Raw genomic sequence first — 21,666 nt, 5'->3', positions numbered from 1 at the left:
AATTTTCTATCCCACGATCGTGACCCGTCTCACTCCACTGTAGTTTCAGATCCCTTGGCATTCTTGGGCCAAACTGTCGAAAGTAGCTACGTCATTTGACGTAGCTGGCGCCGCGTTCTTATGGAGCGATGAGCCCCGAGTTGACGGCCAGCAGCGCTGCTTGGGTCCGAGAGCTCAGATTGAGTTTGCCCAACATGTTGGATACGTGGGTCCGGGCGGTCCGCTCGCTAATGTGGAGTCGCTTCGCGATCTCCTGGTTGGAGCACCCCTCCCCCACAAGCATCAGCACGGTCCGCTCACGTTCGGTCAACGAGGAAATACCGCTGGCTGGTGAGCTCATCATTTGGGTGAGTTTCTTAGCCATCGACGTGGCAATAAATACTTCATCCTTCACCGCGGCGCGAATGGCTGAAGCGACTTCAAGTGGTCCGGCATCTTTTAACAGATAACCAGCCGCACCCAGGCGCATCACAGTGTTCATGCGCTCGACTTCGTCATAGCTGGTTAGAATGACCACTTGGACTTGCGGATATTTTTCACGCAGAATCTTCAGAGTGCTCACGCCGTCTAACCGTGGCATCAACAAATCCAGCAGCACGACATCCGGTAATTTATTGAATGCTGCGAATTCGGCCATTTGGTCAAGCGCATCTTGTCCGTCAATGGCCTCCCCGATGGTCTCCATATCGTCTAGGACGTCTAGGTATGCGGCGATCCCGCGACGAGCTATTGCGTGGTCGTCGACAACAAAAACCTTGAGCGTATCCTGTTGATCTGTGTCGGACGGCATATCAATTTCTTTCGGCATTATTCGTTCCCTCCAGGACCCAAAAGACTGTCTTCATCTAGGGACTGTCGTATCAGCACGGGCATCGTTGCCCGCACAACGGTACCCCGAGGGACACCAAAGTCTACAGAAAATTCTCCCTGCCACCGTTCCACACGTTCGCGCATGAAACTCAAACCGTTACCGGGTTTTGGAGGGTGATCGGCAGCTACGAGGTGGTGCGGTGAGAGTTGATTATTAGTCGAATTCCCGTTGTCTTGGACAGTCAGCATCAGTTGGTCATCAATGGCGATATCGATGTCGATCTCGCTGGCCGAGCTATGTTTGACCGCGTTATGCACTGCTTCTGCAATCACGTGATACAGGTCTTCGGCCAATTCTCGTTCCAGCATATCGACTACCGGATCCACGCGACTGGAAATCTCCAACCCGGTTTGCCGGTGAGTGGTGGATTGAAAGGTCTCCAACGCGCGCCGAAATTCTCCCTCGTCAATGACCGTGGGCTTCAGCTGTGCAACTAGCATCCGGAGATCTTTGAGCACCGATGATGTGATGTCTTCCAGATCGCGGGAGGTTTCCAAGATCCGTTCTAAAACGTTGACATCATTTTTCTGGGCCAAAATGCTCACGGTCTGCGACAACATACCCATCGAAAAGACCTGTTGAACAACGGAGTCATGCAGATTTCGGGCGAGTTGCTGCCGTTCTTGGCGCTGAGCAATCTGCCGTTCCTCGTCCAACAGTGACGCATAGTCAATGGCAAAAGCGGCCTGTTCGGCCATAGAACTCAAAAATGCGTAACTGCGAGTGTCAACCTTAAATCCGGGAGCTACAAAGGCATTCAGAATCCCCACGGTCTTCCCTCGCACAATGATCGGAAACGACGCGAAGTCTCCCCAGCGCGGTTCACGGTGGTATTCGTGCAGCGGTTCCCAGGACGGATCCGACATGACCTGCTCGTAGCGGTTTTCGATGACCACTGGTTTAGCGATGTGGAATGCTTTGAGCATTAACAGGTCTGCTCCAAGCTGCTCACATTGTTTGAGCTTGGCATAGAATGAGCTGCCCAGTGATGGCGGGAACCCTGCCATGCCCAACATGTGTAGCTTGCCGCTGGCATGCTCATTCGTCAGTACTTGGACACCGACTAGCTCATCGGCCTGCACAATCTCCTCGGCCATTGCCGTCAAGGTTAGGGGCAACGACCGTTCCGAGGCCAGGTTAGCGGTCGTGCGAGTCACCGCCGTCAAATATTGTTCTTGACGGCGAGCGTCGGCAAGCTGTTGCTGAAGATCTTGGATTTGGGCGTCACGAGCAGCTATGTCTGCAGCATTGAAATCTGGTGTGCCCATGGAAAGATTCATCCTTCAAACGGTGGGAAATTCACGGTTATCGCATCAATCCGCCGCCATCGCAGACCACGGTTTGTCCCGTCATCATAGTCCCATCCGGGGACGCGAGGAATGCAACGGTGCCAGCGACGTCATCGCCGCTGACGAACTCACGAATCGCCTGACGGCTCATGGTTGAAGCAAAGGATTCATCGGAGGTGTATCGGCGTGTTCCGGGGCTGGCAATCTGGGATGGCAACACGGCATTCACGGTGACGCCGTACTGTCCAAGCTCATGTGCCATGACCCTTGTCAGGCCCAGTAGCGCGCCTTTCGACGCGACATAGGCCGGCTGCCTGGAGCTGCCTGTGAAGAAGGTGCGCGAGGCGATATTAATGACTCTGCCCCGCCACTTACTAGCGATGAGCGCATCGTAGGCGGCTTGGACCATCAGCATCGGACCAACGGCATTGGTATCGAAGTACTTATGCAATTGTTCGGAAGTGACGTCGCGCAGTGAGCGCGCCTGTTCTAATAATCCAGCGTTATTGACCAGAATGTCCACGCCACCGTGCTCGTCGAGCACTTTGGCTACGACATCTTGTACCTGGTGGGCATCCGTGACATCACAGAAGTGAAATTCTTGACCCTGGACCACCGGTGCTGCCATTTCTTGGATATCCAGGCACACGACAATACTGCCTTCGGCGGCCAGCCTGTCGGCGATGGCCCGGCCAATACCCTGTGCTGCGCCGGTGACGATGGCGCACGTACCGGACAGCCGTTGTGCGATGGCTCGCGGCTGTCCGGTGTCGTGATCGTGTGTTTTTGTCACGAAACTACTGCTCCTGCGGGTGGGTTGCCAAGGTTTCGACCTCAACGTCCATCCATGGGAACTGCGGCAGTGATGCCAGGGCTTCGTGAAGCTCAGTGGCTGAGGTGGCTTGCCACAGCCCAACGGTTGCCCGTCGTCCTGGGACCCGCCACAGCCTTTTCAAAATGCCGGCTTCACGCAGTTCTATGGCACGCTGCCGTTCAGCAGTTTTCAGGGCTTTGACTGCCTCCTGATTCATGGACTCTGGCAAGAAGGTTTCAAAACGAACCAAGAATTCCATGCTCATGCGTTATCCTTTTCAACAATGGTCAGCAAGGTGTCTGCCAGTTCGCCCGGCGCCGTGACCATCGCTTCGTGTCCGGTGTTCAGTGTGTAGGTTTCCCAGCCAGATTCTTCGGCGATCTCGGCATATTTTTGGAAGACACGCATCCAGTCGACACTTTCAATGAACACGCCGGTGACCTTCTCATGGTTACCCCTTAGCGACAATGCATCGGTATAGGTCTTCCACGGATGCGGGGTTAGCCGCGGGGTCAGCCACTCCAGGTCCAGGGACTCGGTGACGCCCAGCTTCTCCAGGGGACGCAGTGGAATGAGCCAGTCGAAGCCCTGTTCTGTTACGGAATGTCGGTAGTGCCCGGCAGGACCATCTGGCAGCAGCTCAATAGCTGGGCGGCCGTCACCGATAAAACCGTCTAAGTGAACCCGACGAGCCAGACGATCTGGAATGCGATCCGCGACACCGGTGATGACCTGGCCACCGTAGCTGTGACCGACCAGGGTTACCTCGCTGAGATCGTATGCCTCGATGTAGCTGACGATGTCTTCGATATGGGTATCCAGACCTACCGCCGGCGACAACAAATGGGCCTTATTCGATAGCCCCGTCAGTGTGGGTGTGTGGACTTCGTGGCCAGCACGCTCCAGCAATGGAGCGGTCCGCTGCCAGCACCATCCACCGTGCCAAGCACCGTGGACCAGTACAAATGTACTCATTTTTCTCCCCTCAATACCTGGTGGATTTTCTCCCACCGCCTCTTCGTTTCGAGTCCTAAACTGCCGCGAGTTCGTTATTCTTGGCGTTGACGGCTTCCGTGGCAAATAAGGCCAGGGCAGCTGCTGTGTTGGACGCCGGGACATGATAGGTGTCGTGGATTCTGGTGATGTCGTCGCCCAACGCCCCGCGCATGATCAGCCACATGATCATCTCAATGCCTTCCGAGCCGGCTTGTTCAATGTATTCACCACGAGAAATTGCGGCCAGAGACTGTGGATCTGTTTCGATTTTTTCCAAGAAGTTCCGGTCGAATTCTTCGTTGATCAGCCCGGCACGTTCACCGGACAGCTGGTGCGACATGCCACCGGTGCCGAAGACGGCAACTTTGATGTCTTTTGGATAGGACCGAATGGCTCGTCCCAGTGCTTCACCCAGCGCGAGGCAGCGAGCTGCCGTTGGCTGTGGGTACTGCAGAACATTGACCAGCATGGGCACCACACGGCATGGCCAGGCATCACCCGGATCTGGAGTATAGACCGACAGCGGCACGGTGCAGCCGTGATCAACATCCAGTTCCTGCAGGGCGGTCATGTCGAAGCCTTCGTCAACCAGGTTGACCAGCAGGTGTTCAGATAGATCCAAGTCGCCTTCGATATTTGGCACGGAGCGTGGGCCGTACCCTTCATCAGCGACGTTGTAGCGTTCGGCAGTACCGATAGAGAATGTCGGGATCATTTCCAGCCCGAGGGCGTTGGCATGATCGTTGTACACAACAATGGCGACGTCGGGCTTATGTTCGGCCATCCATGCGCGAGCTGGGCCGTAGCCGTCAAACAGTGGCTTCCAGTATTCGTCTTCGGTCTTGTTGTGGTCCATCGCAGCACCAATGGATGGTACGTGCGAGGTTGCCAGACCCCAAATGATTTCAGCCAAACTTCCGTCCTCCTGCGCGCAACTCTGCAACGAATTCATCAGTAGTCATCCCGGTGAAAATGCCCCCGAGATCCTGCATGGATTTGCGGTCAATTGCCGCTAATTTGATGATGTAGAAAATCGAAGCGCCACCTTTTTCGATCATGCTGATCCAGTCACGATCCAAGACGGCCTGCTTTTGTTCTTCGGTGAGGTTATACGCGTTGCAGTATGCTACTTCGTCCGCCTGGAATTTCTCGCGGTTCTCGGCATCTTTCAGAGAGAAGCACATTCTGTTGAGATTACGACCTTGGTTGCTCAGCTTGGTGTCGTAAACGTATGCGCCCTCGACGACGGGGGTAAGCGTAGACATCGTTTCCTCCACTCCTTACTATCCTTGTGATTGGTCTCACTAACAGGTTAGGAATGCCGCGCAAAGTTCTGCAGTGGCTAGTGACCTACCTCGACTACGACAAATGTCGCGGACCTACTTAGTCGACCGATGCGCGGTATTTGCCAACTTTCAGCACAGCCATGGCAATAAAGCTGACGGCGGCGAGAATGAACATGTAGGTCGCAATCGGCCACGAGTCATTGAATGCTGCATACAGGCTGGTAGCAATCAGTGGCATGAACCCGCCTCCCAGAATCGACCCGATTTGATAAGCGACCGAGGCACCCGAGTACCGTACTTCGGCAGGGAAAAGTTCAGCCACGAGTGCCGCTTGTGGTCCGGCCATCAGCGACTGGGCCAACAGCATCAGGGCGAAGGCTATGGCGATGTTATACCAAGCACCGGTATCCACGAGCCAGAAGAATGGGAAAGCAAAGACGGCCAGTAAGCCTGCGCCCCACAAGAAGATGCGTTTCTGGGTGAACTTATCGGCTAGCACCGCACCCAGTGCGACGGTTATCAGGTGGCATACTGCACCCCAGATGATCAGTGCGAGCATGAGGTTCTGTGAGATACCGTCGGTGCCCAGGTTTTCGCGATGCGACAGCATCCACACCGAGTACAGATAGCCCAGTGCAGGCGAAGCGATGCAAATGGTGCCGGCCAGCAACACGGTCCCCAGGTGATTTTTCAATAGGTCGACCAGTGGCGCTTTGGCGACTTCGTCCTTGGACTGGACTTTCTTAAACGCCGGGGAGTCTTCAACTCGCAACCGGATCCAAAGCGCGATACCAACAAGCACGGCACTAAAGAGGAATGGGATGCGCCAGCCCCAAGCCTGAAACATTTCTGGAGCCATGATGTTGGTGACGACGATGAAGACCATGTTGGATGCGATGATCCCAATGGGCAGACCCATCTGCGGGAAGGCCCCGTACAGGGCTCGTTTATTGGACGGGGAGTACTCCACGGCCATCAACACCGCACCACCCCATTCGCCGCCCACACCGACGCCTTGCAACAGACGCAGGAGGACCAGCAGGATTGGTGCCCACACGCCGATCGCAGCATAGTTTGGCAGCAGTCCAATCCCTACTGTAGCGATCCCCATGAGCATCATAGAGAACATGAGCATGGATTTTCGACCAATGCGGTCGCCGTAGTGTCCCATAATGACGCCGCCAAGCGGGCGGGCAATGAATCCCACCGCAAATGTAGCAAATGCCGCGAGGGTACCGGCTAGCGGATCCTCAGTTGGGAAGAATTGCGGACCGAAAATTAGCGCAGCAGCTGAGCCATAGATGAAGAAGTCGTACCACTCGACAGCAGTTCCGAGCAATGATGCGCCTAAGACCCTGCGCCGCTCTTTCGCGGTTGGTGCGCTGGCTGTTTGGCTATCCAGATTTGCTTCTGCAACAGCAGAAACACTTGAAGAGAGCCTGGTCGAGTCACTCATGGATCATACCCCTTGTCCCATTGTGCAGTGATACACCGCTCTGACTATAGTGAACTATCTCACTCAGGGTATAGAGAAATGGCCAAACACGGATGCGCAAGGTGTCCTAGACAGAACCGAGACAAATGTCCTGACTCCCCGTGGCATTCTATTGCATCTAAAATGTGCTTGAAGCGACGCACTACAGCGCATCTGATAAAACCGGCGGTATTGGAAACCTGAGACCGGGGACATCCCTCGACAATATGAAGGGAAGGGTGAAGTCGGAACCTCCGGGTTCAAAGGTTTCGTGGGTTGCCCAGTGTGTTGCACTCTTCGCTTCCGCTGAAACCGGTATCGGTCGTACCAGCATATGTCCGTTGGGAGGTTCCGGCAGGCAGGCCTGGACGTGCAGAGGCAGCATCAGGCGCCGATCCGAGTGCTGTCTATGGGCAACCCGAAACATGCTTCGCGTAACGTCCGATCCTAGACCAGGGATGCTCCGGTTCGAATCCGTCGAACGTCTGACAGATATGTCACGCATATCAGTCAGGCAGGTTTGGGGGCCGTTTATCAGCTCGTCCGTTTTGAGGCTGGTTATTTATTCTTCGATCGTGCCTGGGCACGTGACCGTTCTGCGTGAGGGAACACGTCGTGCACCGTCCGTGCTCGGCAACATGCGGACTTCTAGCCTTGGCGAGATCTGCCGACAACGCCCGGCTCAGCTCTTGATAGTGCAGCTGTCTGGTCATCTCTTCGTGCTGGACATGGTCTTGGTGCAAGCCCCGCCACGTCGCCACGCACATCAACAGCAAGAGCACACTAAAGGGCAATGCAGTGGCCAATGCTCCGGCCTGTAATGCTTGAAGTCCTCCGGCGAGTAACAGACCTACCGCGAGAGCGCCTTCCAGCAGTGAAAACAGTACCCGCGACCAGGTCGGTGGGTTGGGATGCCCTCCCGATGCGAGCATGTCGATCACCAGTGAACCGGAATCTGAGGAGGTGATGAAGAACAGCGCTACCAAAATGATAGCTAACACTGACAGCACAGTTCCCCACGGCAGTGAATCGAGAACATCAAATAGCGCCCGTTCTGCTACCACTCCATCATCTGCATCAACCAAGTTTGCATCACCAAAAAACTGACGATGAATCCCGGTACCGCCAAGCACCGCGAACCAGACGATTCCCACGAACGCTGGCACCAACAAGACCCCGGTCACAAACTGTCGAACCGTGCGGCCACGGGAGATCCGCGCGATGAAGATACCAACGAAGGGTGCCCAGGAAATCCACCAGCCCCAATAAAACAGGGTCCACGCCGAAGACCAAGTACGGCCTTGCTCACCCGTGTATGTGCCCACGTCGAATGTCATATTCATCCAGTTGGCCAGGTAGGCGCCAAGCGATTCAACCAAATTCTGAAACAAGAACACTGTGGGCCCCAACAGGAGCACGGAAATCAGCAGCACTGCAGCTAAAGACAGGTTGATATTCGATAACCATTTCATGCCACGTCCGACGCCGGAGACCACCGAAGCCGTGGCGATGAACGTGATCACAACGATCAGCACCACCAACAGCACGTTATCTGTGCCTTCGACGATGCCGATGGCTTGCATCCCAGAGGCGATCTGTTGCACTCCTAGCCCCAAGGACGTGGCTACACCAAAGATCGTGCCGAAGATTGCCAGGATGTCAATAACATCCCCGATCCATCCTTTGACCCTGCTCCCGAGGATCGGTTCGACCACCCAGCGAATAGAGACCGGACGCCCACGTCGATGGATGCTATGCGCTACAGCTAAACCGATCACCGCGTAGATCGCCCACGGATGCAAGCCCCAGTGCACGAACGTCTGTGCCATCGCCAACTTGGCCAGCTGATTCTCTTGGCCTTCCCACCCGGGCTTGGGATCAACGGTGGCATAGGTTAGTGGTTCACCCACGCCATAGAACACCAACCCGATGCCCATTCCAGCGGCAAATAGCATACAAAACCACGTTAGGAGACCGAATTCTGGCTGGTCGCCATCCCGGCCTAGCGTAATCTTGCCGTATTTCGAGAAGCAGATCCCCAAAGAAAACAGGATGAACACGGCCACGACGAGGACGTAATACCAGCCCAGAGTCTCAACAATCCAGTTCTGAATCGTTTGCAGTACCGCCTCGGTGAACGCCGGTGCAGCAATGGCCGTGAGGGTGACAGCTACGATGATCAGCAAGGCCGGCCAAAACACCCGAGGTGCGATCAGCCCTGCACCCAGGTGGATACCCTGCAGCCTCAGTTTGGCAGCGATGCGGGCATCACTATCAGTGTCTTCTAATAACAGATGTTCAGCGGGACCCTGCGGAGGCTGGTCTCCCAGGAAACTACAGTTTCTTTCGTTGGCTGCCTCGGACTCGCGGTTCTCAAGCTCGGTCATCTCATCTCCGTCACGTATTCGGTTGTGGTTTGCTGAGCCACGGCTTACTTCAAGACAACCGTCTTGGCTCCGGCAAGGAATACACGGCTTTCAGCGTGCCAACGCACTGCCTCCGATAGAGCTTTGCATTCCGTTTCCCGACCGACTGCCGCGAGGGCTTCGGGACTATAGGCGTGATCGACCTCGGTGACTCGCTGAGCAATAATTGGGCCTTCATCGAGTTCAGAGTTTACATAGTGCGCGGTGGCACCAATCGTCTTGACGCCGCGCTCAAACGCTTGATGATAGGGCTTTGCCCCTTTGAAACTTGGTAAGAAAGAATGATGAATATTGATCACCCTTCCCTGCCAACGGGTAGACAGTTCATCACTGAGTACCTGCATGTACCGAGCAAGCACGACCAGTTCCACGTCCATCCGCTCCGCTAATTCGATCAGCTGCGCTTCGGCTTCGGGTTTGGTCTCTGGAGTTACCGGGATGTGAAAGAACGGGATGCCATGCCACTCGACGAGACGTTGATGATCTGAGTGATTCGATACCACCGCGGCGATATCTATTGGTAGCTCGCCTTTTGCGGTGCGAAAGAGCAGGTCGTTAAGACAGTGTTCGAATTTCGAAACCATGACCACAGTACGGGTCCGAGTGGTTGCGTCACGCAGTTGCCAGGTCATACCGAACTGTGCAGCGAGGTCCTGGAATCCTCGTGCTATTTCAGACTTTGGCGAGGCCGTCTCGAGTCCTGGTTCGGCATGGATACGCAAATAGAAGCGTTCATCGCGGATGTCGTTGAACTGGTGAAGTTCCATAATGTTGTAGCCGTGTTCCAGCAACACTCCGCTCACCGCATGGACCACTCCGAGCGTGGAGCGACATTCTACGGTGACCACTAACCCGTGATCCGTGGGTAGTAGAGCTGTTGCTGAGGATGAGGAAACTGGCAGAGCAATGGTTGTAGACATGGTGGAGCCTTTCGAAGGGGACAGGAATGACGACGGGAGGCGACCGCCGCAGTGCAGTCGCCTCCCGTCGGATCGAACTCATTGGTCAGTTGTGACGGAGCCACCAGAAGTGGTCATCGGGCTTTCAGTAGCGCCAGCCCGCTGATATCCCATCGTCTCGTTCCACCACTGATGGAACTCTTCAATGTGGTGTTCACTCGGAACCAGAGCCCCACCACGGTTGTAGGCTTTGGACGACATGGAGGGTTGGGTCAACTCGCACGCCTCGAAATCTTGCTGATTGACACGATGGAATAACTCCACCGACTTGGAAATATCCATGCCCTGTTCGACAACTTCGGGCAAAAATAGCCAATCGCAGATCACGGTGGTCCGGGATTCAGACTGTGGAAACATTCGATGAATAATCACATGGTCCGGCACAGTGTTGATAAAGACTTGTGGCTTGACGGTGATCGCGTAGTACTTGCGATCCTGGCTGGGTGCGATGGCGGGCAGTGCTGTTACGCCACTGGAACCGTCTACGGTGAACCCTTCGATATCACTACCAAAACTTGCACCATGAATCTCACCGTTTTTGCGTTGGGAGGCTAGCCCGTCGGCGAATTCTGGAATGACCTCGGTCAGTTCCGGGTGAATCGTTGCGCAGTGATAGCATTCCATGAAGTTCTCGATGATCAGCTTCCAGTTCGCCTCGACCTCATAGGTTTTAGATTCTCCGAGCTTGAGGTTCTCGATACCGTAGTTATCGATGGATTGGACTTCACCAAACCGGGTGCGCACCTCCCCGAGCACGGTGTCTTCAAACGACGGCGGCTCGTCAGCCAAGCACACCCAAATGTAGCCCAACCATTCGCGCACTTGTACTGGTTTGAGACCATATTCTTGCCGGTCTACATCCGGCATGGAGGTCAGATTCGGTGCCGCAACGAGGTCTCCTTCGAGCGCATAGGTCCACGCGTGGTAACCGCACTGCAGGGTTTTATTTTTACCTTCACTAGTGGTGCAAACTCTCATGCCACGGTGACGGCACACGTTGTAATACGCCTGAATTCCGGCTTTCCTCGTGCGGACCACGATAATCTCTTCGCGGCCCACCGTCACGGTCTTCCATTCCCCAGCACTGGCCAAGGAATCGACACGTAGCACGCAGTTCCACATGGTTTCGAAAATATTTTGTTGTTCAAGTCGGAAAATTTCGGGGTCGGTGTAGACATCTCCGGCAGGTGTCGGCAACAAGGAGGAGCCCGGCGCTGGAGCGTCAAGGGAGTCAATGATCATGGAGCAGCCTTTCTCATAAGTTTTTGGGCGTGGCTAATAGGCACCCTGAGGTGCAAAAGAATGACCTGGGAAAAAGTTACGGTTGGATTGGTTATGCAGTGGCCAATGCGCGCGCCGTCCGCATTTTTCGCCAGCGTTTGACTTCACGCATTCGGTTCATGCCAAGGATGCCAATCTCTTCGCCGTCCAACCGGTAACTCACTAAGAGATCGCCGTCTTCGATGGAACCGTCGAGCACGTGCACTTCATTAGATTGCGCGATGCGTCCAGCACCCTGGATCATCACGTCATACTGTTCGGACCAAAAATACGGCTCTTGGAACGGCACCGGTGGTGCACCCATGATCGCTGCGGCAACGATGCCTGCTTGTTCCACGGCCTCTTGCCATTGGCCAATGGGTCGTAGTCCAGCGGCTTGCGAGGTCCATTGCGAGCAGTCGCCGGCTGCCCAGACGCCCGGGATGCCGGTAAACCCGAAATCATCACACAATATGGCACCGGACGGATCTAACGCCAGATCCCCGTCGCGCAGCCAGCGAGTCGCCGGAGTAGCACCGATCGCGCACACAATGATGTCCGCTTGGACGGTGTCTCCATTCGTCAGGTTCAGCACCTGACTGCCATCTTCGATGTCGGTCACGGAATGCGCAAAGACGGACGGTCCAAAGGCCACCCCGCGCTTTTCGTGTAGTCCTCGAATCGCTTGTGCTACGGATGTTCCCAACCGCGCTTCGCCGGGAAACTGTTCATTGGCAATGATCGTAATTTCGGCGGCACCTCGATCAATGAAGGTACTGACGGCTTCCAGTGCTAAGAACCCGCCACCAACCATGGCAATGCGCTGGCCTTCAATCATGCGCTCCCGCAAAGCTAACGCGTCTTCGACGTTCCGCAATACAAATGCACCGCCACTGCGCCCAAAGGACGGGAGCCGCTGAGCCTCTGCACCAGTCACGATGACGACGTTGTCGCCAGCGTGGAAAGTACCATCTGCGGTGAGCACACCGAGGGGCTCGGTCGACAGTTCAACCGCACCAGACCCACTGTGCCAGGTCACCTCGAGTGGATTAGCTGGGTCATCAAGATGCAAGTCTTCGAAGTTCACGGTTCCATTGAGGAATGCCTTACTCAAAGCGGGACGATCGTAAGCGGGTCGAGGCTCGTCGCCGATGATACTGATGGCTCCGGTGTGACCTTGTTGTCGAGCTTGCCGTGCTACGTGATAACCGGCCAACCCTGCCCCAACGATGATCAGCGTGCCCTGTGACGAAAGATTAGCTGCTGGGGCATTCATGGCACAGTCACTCCTGGTGGCAGATTCGGGGCTTCTTTGGATAATTCGACCACTACGTCGTCGCCGTGAATTTCAACGGTATGAACACGGACTGGCTGTTTGGCGGGCGGTTGATCCACTTGGCCCGTGAGTAGGCAAAACGAGCTTTCGTGTAACGGACATTCAACCTTGCAGTCTTCGACCCAGCCTGCAGCTAAGGATGCGTCCTGATGTGTGCAGGTGTCATCAATTGCATGCACCGTTCCCTCATCCGTGAGGAACACGGCAATGGGCGGACTCACCGACTCAATCCGAAGCCCCTCACCTGGGGTCAGTTCACTGAGACGACAAACTTTCAAACTCATGGGTTACCACCACCGCTAGCTCGTATTGTTGCACTATGCGCAACAAGATGTGTGACGATCATCTCATTAAGTTGTGTGTCGGTGTCAAGGGCCATTGGCAATTCGTCGAACAATTCGTCACCGGTGACTGCGGTCCGAATCCAGGAGCGTGCATGAACCAACGGCCGCCTGAAATGTCTTTGGAAAATAACCCGCATCGGGCACCATACCTGCACAGCCGTGTTGCGTTGAGCTGGCATGCGACAAGACAACGCTGACCATCACGCCGTCGATATTAACTGCTCAATGCCACCCGGAGCTCAGCGGCCATCTCTGCTATGGCTTGCGATGCTGCACTGCTCATATGCGGAAACGAGATAAATCCGTGCGGCTGTCCTACATACGTAGTTAGGCGCACGGGCACACCACTTGCTTGCAACGCAGCCGCATAGCGGGTCCCATCATCGCGCAGGGGATCGTATTCGGCGACTTGAATCAAAGCTGGCGGGAGATCACTATGGCTGTTTGCGCGGAGGGGCGAGACATACGGGTCGGATGCGTCAGCACCGTTGAGGTAGTGATCCACCACTGCGATGACATCTGCCTTCGTCAAGATTGGTGCATCGTCATGAGCGTCAATTGACGGTGACTCAAGCATCAGATCGGTAGCGGGGTACATCAACCCCTGAAAGGAAATTTTGGGTCCTTTGCGATGTCGAGCCATCAGAGCTATCACTGCGGCCAGGTTACCGCCGGAGCTATCGCCAACAACAGCAACTCGCGAACTATCTGCCCCAAATGCATCGGCTCGTTGCACCACATCGATCATTCCCGCATAAGCATTCTCGGCAGCGGCGGGCCAGGGATGGTCGGGCGCTAGTCGATAAGCTAGAGATATCACAATACTTTTGGACTGCCGAGCAAGGCTGCTTGCCAGCCAATCATGACTGACAAATTTACCTGATACCCAACCGCCCCCGTGCAGGAAAATGACCAGCGGTAGACGATCACCCGTGGTGCAATCAGCGCGGTAGATTCTCATCTCGATCGGCCCAGCTGCACCTTTAACCCAGCCGTCGCGCGTCGTCACGCCTTCCACGACATTACCAATCAACAAGTCGACAAAAAAGCTGTGGCTTATTCCTCTTTGCTGGTCGCGTAGAAGCTGTTCTCTCGTCTTCCTCGCCAGAGAGAACCTTCGCAGCAGAGGACTAAGAAGACGGAATGAAAAATCAAGCTTTGCCAAGACGAAAACCCTTTCATCGACTGAAATAGATGAAGCGGTAGCCCAGCAGCCCGGACAGATCCCAACTGTCAGAACAACTTCTTTGTCTTCAGCATATAGAAAAGCTCGGAGCAACGATCTACCGACCGTCACTCCGAGCTTTGAGCCTGTCTATCTTGAACTACGCGCCAAAGAAATCATCAGTGGTGGCATTGGGGTGTTTGGCCAACGGTGTGACCTTGACGTTCATGTAGGCAAACATCGGGAAGCCCGACAGAATCTCATGCAGCTCATCGTGGCCGTCGACATCAAAGATTGAGTAGTTGGCATATTCCCCAACAACTCGCCAGATGCCTTTCATGATGCCCTGCTGCTGCAGGTTGCCCGAGTATTCTTTCTCCCGAACCTGGAAATCGGCCTTGGTGGCGGCGTCCATGGATTCCGGGAAGACGACGTCCATGCGTGCAAGAAATAACATGCGGTGTCCTTTCAACGATGAGAGCTAACCAATTACAGGCTAACGCCAAAAACAAATGGCACCAGGGTGTACATGACCAGCATGATCAGACCGATGGAAATCACGTTCAACCAGAAACCTGCACGTACCATCTGCTTGATGGTGATTTCACCAGACCCGAAGGCCACGGCATTCGACGGGGTTGCAACCGGCAGCATATACGCGGAGCAGACAGCCAAGGTAACGGCAATGGTCATGAACAGTGGATCGATCCCCACACCCAGCGCCACAGCGCCAAAGATTGGGAAGAAGGCTGCAGCCGTTGCTGTGTTGGAAGTCAGTTCGGTTAACACCAAGCTCACCACGATGACTGCCACGATGATCATCCAGGACTGCAGCGAGCTCAGCCCCGAGACTTGTCCACCAACCCATTCACTGAACCCAGTTTGAGTGAACATGGCGGACAAGGACAGACCGCCACCGAACAACAGCAACAAGCCCCAAGGAATTTCTTTGGCTGCAGACCAACGAAGCAGCGGCATTCCCATCTTGTCGTCCTTGGCACGGTTTGCGGGCACCACGAAGCATGCAATAGCAGCAGCCATGGCCACCTGAGCGTCGTCAATCCTAGACAAAAATGGCAGGTTCTCTGCAACCCAACCTATGGGTGCAATGAATGGTACGGCGATCCAGAAGAAGATGGCACCAGCGAAGATCCAGGCGACCCGACGTTCTGGAGTCGACATTTTACCGAGCTTTGCGATTTCCTCCTGAATGAGTTCTTTACCACCTGGTAGCGAATCAATTTCTGGACGGAACACGACTTTGGTTAAAACAAGCCACGCAATCAACAGCATGACGATAGCCCACGGCACACCGATAAGCATCCAGGTTCCAAAGGCCATATCGATCCCATGGGAGTCCAACAGATAGCCCTTCATGAGAGCCATCGGTGGCTGGCCAATAAGTGTGGCCGTGGAACCGATGGTGACGCCGTATGCAACGCCCAATAGCATCGAGGCCGCAAATTTCTTACCGGCAGCGTCTGGATCGATGGTGCGCACCAAATTCAGAATTGAAACGGCGATCGGAACCATGATCACGGCGGTGGCAGTATTCGAGACCCATGCGGAAATAAAGGCTGAGGCAATCATCAGCCCAAGCACGATCTGCGACGGCTTTGTACCCACCAATCGGATCGTAAAGAGCGCGACACGCATGTGGAGATTGGATTTTTCAGTCGCGAGGCCAAGGATGACGCCGCCCATGACAAGAAAAACGACGGTGTTGGCGTATGGTGCTGCGACTTCGGACATGGTGCCAATACCGAATATCGGAAATAGCGCAAGGGGCAGTAATGAAGTTACTGGGATTGGCGCGGCTTCAGTCATCCACCAGAGCGCCATCCACAACGCGATCCCGGCCACTGCCTTACCTTCAAAGCTCAGCGAGTCGGGCAGAATCAAGCCGAGAACTAGTGCTGCAAGTGGACCTAGCGCAACCAGCCACCAGTTTCGCTTCGTTGCGCGATCAAGCGCATCCTGGGTGCCATCTTGCGAACCGGTGGTAGGCGCGTCCACCGTTACTTCGTGATGTTTTGTGGCAGTCACGGTTCCTCTTCGATAGATGTAGTGAGTTTTTTCGCGGCCCCTTATTCAAGACCGCAGTGCTTATGCATACAGTCACCTCACGCGATGACCTGACTCACCATAGACCGTTTGATCTAGATATAGAAGTACGAGAATGGCCTGCATTGATATGCTAAGCATATGAATTATATCGAAATAGGTCTTTCACTTGTCATGGGTGGCCGGCGTAGCCTGATGTCATCGCAATCACAGCTAACTTCACCGGCTAACGGATCGTAGAGGAGGGAAACCATGGTCGAATTACGTCACCTGCGGTACTTCCTCGCCGTTGCCGAAGAAAAGCACTTCGGCCGCGCAGCCGATCGCCTGCATATGGCTCAGCCCCCATTGTCCAGCCAGATCAAACAACTCGAAGCCGAGCTCGACACTTTGTTGTTAGAACGCACGACGAGAAAAGTTGAACTCACCGAGGCAGGCGCCTTGTTGATGGAACGCGCTCGACAGATTCTGGCCGAAGTCGAGGCAACCAAACACGACGTCGCCGAGGTAGGCCGCGGCGCGGCAGGTATTCTTCGCGTGGGCTTCGCAGGCACCGCAACTTATCGGCTCATGCCAGAGATCGTGCGTGTTGCCCGCGAGCGCATGCCACTGGTCCGGCTCCAGGTTGCTGGAGAAAAGCTCACACCACAGATGGAAGAGGCATTATTAGAAAACCGGCTAGACGTCGCTATTCTGCGGCCACCGGTGCAATCCTCTGAGATCAGTATTGATGAAATCCAGCAGACCCGCCTGGTCGCCGTCCTGCCGCAACAGCACGAGCTGGCCCAGGAAGCCGGGCCGGTCAGCATTAAAGCATTTGCTAAAGATGACATCGTGGGATACCCCCGCAGTTCCTCGGTATTCTCGGTGATTTCGGAGATGGCCCGCCAGGCCGGGTTCCGGCCGCGCATCGTTCAAGAAGCCACCGAAACCTCCACACTCATTGCGCTGGTCAGTGCTGGGTTGGGCGTGAGTTTTGTCCCCGGTTCCCAATCATTCCCACTGAACTCGTCGATCGCGGTACGACCACTTGAAGAAGAGGTCACCGTGGGGCTGGGCACCGCGTGGAAAACCGGCAACGACAGTCCGCTGCTGTCCTCGTTTATCGAATTGGCCCGTGAGGCCACCAGAAATTTAGAAAACCACAGCATTCAATCTGCATAAGAACTATGGAGCAAACATGAAGATCACTGCCGTCGAAGCAATTCCGTATGCGATTCCCTATACGCATCCACTGAAATTTGCCTCCGGTGAAGTCACTACCGCCGACCACATTCTGGTGCGTATCCACACCGATGCTGGGATCACCGGTATCGCCGATGCCCCGCCACGGCCATACACCTACGGTGAGACACAGACTTCGATCAAAGTGATCATTGAGGATGTTTTCGGACCCGACATCGTCGGGCTGGACCCCTTCGACCGCGAAAAAGTCCACGCCGTGCTGCACCGGACCATCAACAATCAGGTGGCCAAAGGTGCCGTCGATATTGCCCTGTGGGACCTGATGGGCAAAGCCTTGCAGACCCCGGTGCACAAATTACTGGGCGGCTACACCGACTCGATGCGCGTTAGCCACATGCTGGGCTTCAAACCGGCCGAAGAACTACTCGAAGAGGCTCAGCGCTTCGGCGAGCAGTACGGCATCACCACCTTCAAACTCAAGGTCGGACGCCGTCCACTCTCGCTGGACATCGAGGCCTGCCATGTATTGCGAAAAGGACTGGGCGACGACGTCGAAATTTACCTTGACGCCAACCGCGGCTGGACGGCCAATGAAGCGATGGAAGTACTGCGCCGTACGGCTGATTTGGGCCTGACGATGTTGGAGGAACCCTGCGACGCGAAAGAGGCCATGAGCCGTCGTCGTCTGGTGGACCACTCCCCGATTCCGATTGTTGCCGATGAGTCGGTTCCGACCGCCGGGGATGCATCGCGTGAATTGCTCTCCGGTGGGGCCAATGCCATTTGCATCAAGACTGCGCGCTCCGGTTTCACCGAGGCCACCGAGATTCTTGGCCTGTGCACGGGGCTCGGTGTTGATGTGACCATGGGCAACCAGATTGACACCCAGGTGGGATCGCTAGCGACCGTAACCTTTGGTGCAGCCCACCGCGCAACCTCGGCCCGCGCCGGGGAACTGTCGAACTTCTTAGATATGTTGGATGACCTGCTGGCTGAGCCAATTCAGATCGTGGATGGTCGCATCTCGGTTCGCGACCTGCCGGGGGTTGGCGCCGAGATCGATGCAGACAAGCTGGAACACTACCGCACCGATAAACAGCAGGTGCTTGTCACCAGCGGCGCATAACGCTAAGAGCTCATCCTGCGGCCTGAAGCAATCACGGCTACGATATCCACCATGACGAATAATGCGCATTCCGCTTCGAATGATCAGTCCATCAAGCGGGGAAATTTTGGCCCCCATGATCATCCGATACTTGGCACTGATAAAGCAGCCGACTGGTTGGGCATCACGATCTCCGAATACGCCGAGGGATATGCCAAAGGGCACATGACCATTCGGCCCGAAATGCTCAACGGCTTCGACATCGCCCACGGCGGGATGTTATTTGCTTTTGCGGACACGTTATTCGCGTGGGCCTGCAATAACCCCGACGGCGATGGCTCCACCATCTCCGTCACCCAGGGTTCAGATATTCATTTCATCGCTTCCGCGCCCGTCGATACACCGCTGATCGCTGTTGGACGCCGTCACAACACCTCGGGACGTTCGGGGTTGTGCGATGTCACGATCACCGATGATCAAGGAAAGCTCATCGCAGAGTTCCGCGGCCGGTTCCGAACCATCCCACGAGCTCAGCGCTCCTAACGCAGCGCACCAAGTCCATACTGCAGTAGAAATCCTGGCAGGCCTTGTAGCCGCCAGGATTTCTGCTTTCCTCAATACACTTCGACGAAAACACGCGAAGTTTGTGATTGTGCTCACACCTGTGTCATAATGTCTTTCCAGACCGATCGTTCAGTGAGTTAACGGTTGGCGATAGCGCCCCTGGCGGGCCATCACTCACACACCAATGCATCATTTTCCTATTGTCACTGGGGAGAACATGACCACGACCACGCCTCGCGCGCGCACTCGATCTGAACAGCGCCGCGTTCTTGCAGGAACACTCGTCGGCACCACCATCGAATGGTACGACTTCTTCATCTACGCCCAGGCCGCAGCATTCGTCCTGGCACCCCTGTTCTTTGAACCACTTGCCGCCGACAGCCCTGGCCTAGCACAGATTGTTTCGTGGGCCTCCGTCGGCATTTCCTTCCTCTTCCGCCCACTGGGCGCCATCGTTGCCGGGCACCTCGGTGATAAATACGGGCGCAAGCTCATGCTCGTCATCACCTTGATGGGTATGGGTGTCGCCACTGCGGCAATCGGCCTGCTGCCAACCTATGCCACCATCGGGGTCGCTGCTCCAATCCTGCTGATCCTGATGCGCATTTTACAAGGCTTCTCTGCAGGTGGTGAATGGGGCGGAGCGGCATTAATGTCCGTCGAACATGCCCCAACCAATAAGCGCTCCTTCTTCGGCTCCTACCCGCAAATTGGCGTACCGCTCGGCATGATCTTGGCCACGCTGTTCATGTTCGGCCTGACCAGCTTCCTGAGCGAAGAACAATTCCTGGCCTGGGGCTGGCGTGTGCCATTCCTGTCGTCGGTCGTACTGATCCTGGTCGGCTACCTCATTCGCCGCGCCGTGGCCGAATCACCGGTATTTACCGAAATGCAGCAACGCCGCAAAGAATCCTCCGCACCGCTGGGCGAATTGATGCGCAACCACAAACGCCCCGTCGTGTTGGCCGCACTGATCTTCGCCGCTAATAACGCCGCCGGCTACCTGGTCATCGCCTTCTTCGCTTCCTACGGCGCCAACGTGTTGGGCATGCCACGCTCGGCAACCCTGGTGGCCTCGATTATCGGCGGTCTGGGCTGGTTAGCCTTCACCATGTTTGGTGGCTGGATCGGCGACAAGATTGGCAAACGCAAAACCTTCATCATCGGTTACGCCTGGATCATTATTTGGGCCATCCCGATGTGGTTCCTGATCGATACCGCTTCCCTGGCGCTGTTCACCCTGGCAATCTTTATGTTGACCGTTGGGCTGGGGCCCTCTTATGGACCACAGTCTGCACTGTATGCCGAGATGTTCCCAGCAGCTGTTCGCTACTCGGGCGTATCCATCGGCTATGCATTCGGTTCGATCATCGGTGGCGCGTTTGCCCCGATGATCTCCGAAATGATCCTCAATGCCACCGGTCAGTCGTGGATGATCGGTGTCTACATCGCGGTACTGGCTACGACCTCACTCATCGCCGTAATTCTCGTGCCAAAATCCGTCGAAGGCCGTGATCTCAGTGACGACGGCGCCGCGCTGAGCGCCGAGCAGGCAACAGCAGTTGCTGACGTTAAGGCCTAACCTGGTTATAACTACAAAGCACCTCGCTTCGGCGCCGGAAACCGTTTCATCACGGTTTCCGGCGCCGTCGGCCGTTGAACTACACCACACGAAAGGAAACACTCATGTCGACACTATTTGACGATCTGAAAACTCTCACCGCGGATTTCCAGGCACTTGAAGTGCGGCTCGACGAGGAGAAACCAGACCGGGTGGTCGCGGCAATGAACCGCCCCAACGTGCTCAATGCGATTGACCAGACCATGGTCAACGAGTTCCATACCCTGTGCCAGTGGCTGGAAGATCACCCACACATCCTGATCATCACCGGCACCGAAACCCCGCACCCCAAAGACCCAACTCGCACCCGCGGAATCTTTGCTTCGGGCGCTGACATTGCCCAGCTCCGCGAGCGCCGTCGGCACGACGCCTTGCGGGGCGTGAACTCGAAAATCTTCAACCGCATCAACGAACTGCCCATGCCAGTCATCGCAGCGATCGACGGTTTTGCCCTGGGCGGTGGCGCCGAATTGGCCTGGGCGGCAGACTTCCGAGTGGCCACCACCAAGGTGCGTTTCAGTCAGCCCGAAACCGGCCTGGGCATCTCCCCTGCCGCCGGTGCGATGTGGCGCATCAAGGAACTAGCCGGTGAGAGCATCGCCTTGGAAATACTACTCACCGGGCGGATGCTCGACGCCGAAGAAGCCCTGCAGTACCGGCTGATCAACTCAATTCATGAACCCGAAGACCTCATGGACGCCGCTCACGCCCTGGCCGACAAGATTGCCGAACAAGACCCGCTAGCAGTTCAGGTCACCAAACGGGTCTTCAAACTGCCGCGCGAAGCCCACCCGTGGGCCGATGACCTCGGCCAGGCCATCTTGTTTGAGTCAGAGGCCAAGTTCGATCGCATGCAGGCATTCCTCGACCGACGCAAGAAATAACCCAGCACGCACGTGACGTGCGT

At 55.7% G+C, this 21,666-nt stretch carries 21 protein-coding genes; 5 read left to right on the top strand and 16 right to left on the bottom strand.

Translation table 11 applies throughout. The features are described 5' to 3' along the window. Positions 1 to 118 precede the first annotated feature (118 nt). From A6F49_RS02285 to A6F49_RS02210, 16 genes are all read right to left on the bottom strand, one after another. Positions 119 to 808, bottom strand: coding sequence for a response regulator (locus A6F49_RS02285; protein ID WP_235604820.1), 690 nt, complete (start codon positions 806 to 808; stop codon positions 119 to 121). After that, entirely contained in the window at positions 808 to 2,139 is a 1,332-nt protein-coding gene (locus A6F49_RS02280; RefSeq protein ID WP_052500041.1) for a GAF domain-containing sensor histidine kinase, read from the bottom strand. The genes A6F49_RS02285 and A6F49_RS02280 overlap by 1 nt, the downstream gene beginning before the upstream one ends. A gap of 37 nt (positions 2,140 to 2,176) precedes the next feature. Next, positions 2,177 to 2,953 (bottom strand): SDR family NAD(P)-dependent oxidoreductase, encoded by a 777-nt coding sequence (locus A6F49_RS02275; RefSeq protein ID WP_235604819.1) that lies wholly within the window; start codon positions 2,951 to 2,953, stop codon positions 2,177 to 2,179. Positions 2,954 to 2,957: 4 nt separating this feature from the next. Beyond that, positions 2,958 to 3,239 carry a muconolactone Delta-isomerase gene (locus tag A6F49_RS02270; RefSeq protein WP_235604818.1) on the bottom strand — a complete coding sequence of 94 codons (282 nt, stop codon included), beginning with the start codon at positions 3,237 to 3,239 and terminating at the stop codon, positions 2,958 to 2,960. Beyond that, positions 3,236 to 3,949, bottom strand: a complete 714-nt coding sequence (locus A6F49_RS02265) for an alpha/beta hydrolase (protein WP_043056134.1) — start codon at positions 3,947 to 3,949, stop codon at positions 3,236 to 3,238. Before A6F49_RS02265 ends, A6F49_RS02270 begins: the two co-directional genes overlap by 4 nt. A 55-nt stretch (positions 3,950 to 4,004) precedes the next feature. Beyond that, positions 4,005 to 4,883, bottom strand: coding sequence for a class III extradiol dioxygenase subunit beta (locus tag A6F49_RS02260; RefSeq protein ID WP_043056133.1), 879 nt, complete (start codon positions 4,881 to 4,883; stop codon positions 4,005 to 4,007). Continuing rightward, positions 4,876 to 5,235 carry a protocatechuate 3,4-dioxygenase gene (locus A6F49_RS02255; RefSeq protein WP_043056132.1) on the bottom strand — a complete coding sequence of 120 codons (360 nt, stop codon included), beginning with the start codon at positions 5,233 to 5,235 and terminating at the stop codon, positions 4,876 to 4,878. The genes A6F49_RS02260 and A6F49_RS02255 overlap by 8 nt, the downstream gene beginning before the upstream one ends. 118 nt (positions 5,236 to 5,353) lie before the next feature. Then, a complete protein-coding gene (locus A6F49_RS02250) occupies positions 5,354 to 6,712 on the bottom strand; it encodes an MFS transporter (protein ID WP_082911536.1) in 1,359 nt (452 codons plus the stop codon). Positions 6,713 to 7,236: 524 nt separating this feature from the next. Beyond that, entirely contained in the window at positions 7,237 to 9,117 is a 1,881-nt protein-coding gene (locus A6F49_RS02245; protein WP_082911534.1) for a BCCT family transporter, read from the bottom strand. A 44-nt stretch (positions 9,118 to 9,161) separates the two neighbouring features. Beyond that, positions 9,162 to 10,076, bottom strand: a complete 915-nt coding sequence (gene purU / locus A6F49_RS02240; RefSeq protein ID WP_082911533.1) for a formyltetrahydrofolate deformylase — start codon at positions 10,074 to 10,076, stop codon at positions 9,162 to 9,164. Between the two features lie 78 nt (positions 10,077 to 10,154). Then, on the bottom strand, positions 10,155 to 11,357 hold the full coding sequence (locus A6F49_RS02235; RefSeq protein ID WP_043056131.1) for an aromatic ring-hydroxylating oxygenase subunit alpha: 1,203 nt from the start codon (positions 11,355 to 11,357) through the stop codon (positions 10,155 to 10,157). Between the two features lie 91 nt (positions 11,358 to 11,448). Next, positions 11,449 to 12,651 (bottom strand): NAD(P)/FAD-dependent oxidoreductase, encoded by a 1,203-nt coding sequence (locus tag A6F49_RS02230; RefSeq protein ID WP_043056130.1) that lies wholly within the window; start codon positions 12,649 to 12,651, stop codon positions 11,449 to 11,451. Continuing rightward, positions 12,648 to 12,995 (bottom strand): bifunctional 3-phenylpropionate/cinnamic acid dioxygenase ferredoxin subunit, encoded by a 348-nt coding sequence (locus A6F49_RS02225; RefSeq protein WP_043056129.1) that lies wholly within the window; start codon positions 12,993 to 12,995, stop codon positions 12,648 to 12,650. The genes A6F49_RS02230 and A6F49_RS02225 overlap by 4 nt, the downstream gene beginning before the upstream one ends. 274 nt (positions 12,996 to 13,269) lie before the next feature. Beyond that, a complete protein-coding gene (locus A6F49_RS02220) occupies positions 13,270 to 14,220 on the bottom strand; it encodes an alpha/beta hydrolase (protein ID WP_043056127.1) in 951 nt (316 codons plus the stop codon). A gap of 160 nt (positions 14,221 to 14,380) precedes the next feature. Beyond that, positions 14,381 to 14,677 (bottom strand): muconolactone Delta-isomerase, encoded by a 297-nt coding sequence (gene catC, locus A6F49_RS02215; protein ID WP_043056126.1) that lies wholly within the window; start codon positions 14,675 to 14,677, stop codon positions 14,381 to 14,383. Between the two features lie 32 nt (positions 14,678 to 14,709). Then, positions 14,710 to 16,266 carry an SLC13 family permease gene (locus A6F49_RS02210; protein WP_235604817.1) on the bottom strand — a complete coding sequence of 519 codons (1,557 nt, stop codon included), beginning with the start codon at positions 16,264 to 16,266 and terminating at the stop codon, positions 14,710 to 14,712. A gap of 270 nt (positions 16,267 to 16,536) precedes the next feature. Between A6F49_RS02210 and A6F49_RS02205 the strand changes: the two genes are divergently transcribed. The 5 genes from A6F49_RS02205 (at position 16,537) to A6F49_RS02185 (ending at position 21,643) form a co-directional block, all read left to right on the top strand. Continuing rightward, positions 16,537 to 17,448 carry a LysR substrate-binding domain-containing protein gene (locus tag A6F49_RS02205; RefSeq protein WP_043056125.1) on the top strand — a complete coding sequence of 304 codons (912 nt, stop codon included), beginning with the start codon at positions 16,537 to 16,539 and terminating at the stop codon, positions 17,446 to 17,448. A 16-nt stretch (positions 17,449 to 17,464) separates the two neighbouring features. After that, entirely contained in the window at positions 17,465 to 18,595 is a 1,131-nt protein-coding gene (locus A6F49_RS02200; protein ID WP_043056124.1) for a mandelate racemase/muconate lactonizing enzyme family protein, read from the top strand. A gap of 51 nt (positions 18,596 to 18,646) precedes the next feature. Then, entirely contained in the window at positions 18,647 to 19,117 is a 471-nt protein-coding gene (locus tag A6F49_RS02195) for a PaaI family thioesterase (protein ID WP_043056123.1), read from the top strand. Positions 19,118 to 19,355: 238 nt separating this feature from the next. Continuing rightward, positions 19,356 to 20,720, top strand: a complete 1,365-nt coding sequence (locus tag A6F49_RS02190) for an MFS transporter (RefSeq protein ID WP_043056122.1) — start codon at positions 19,356 to 19,358, stop codon at positions 20,718 to 20,720. A 104-nt stretch (positions 20,721 to 20,824) separates the two neighbouring features. Then, positions 20,825 to 21,643, top strand: coding sequence for an enoyl-CoA hydratase/isomerase family protein (locus A6F49_RS02185; RefSeq protein WP_043056121.1), 819 nt, complete (start codon positions 20,825 to 20,827; stop codon positions 21,641 to 21,643). The last annotated feature ends 23 nt before the right edge of the window (positions 21,644 to 21,666 follow it).

The organism is Enteractinococcus helveticum, from assembly GCF_001657475.1.
Lineage (GTDB): Bacteria > Actinomycetota > Actinomycetes > Actinomycetales > Micrococcaceae > Yaniella > Yaniella helvetica.
Note: the sequence above shows the minus strand (reverse complement) of the source record. Positions and strands in the feature narration are given on the sequence as shown.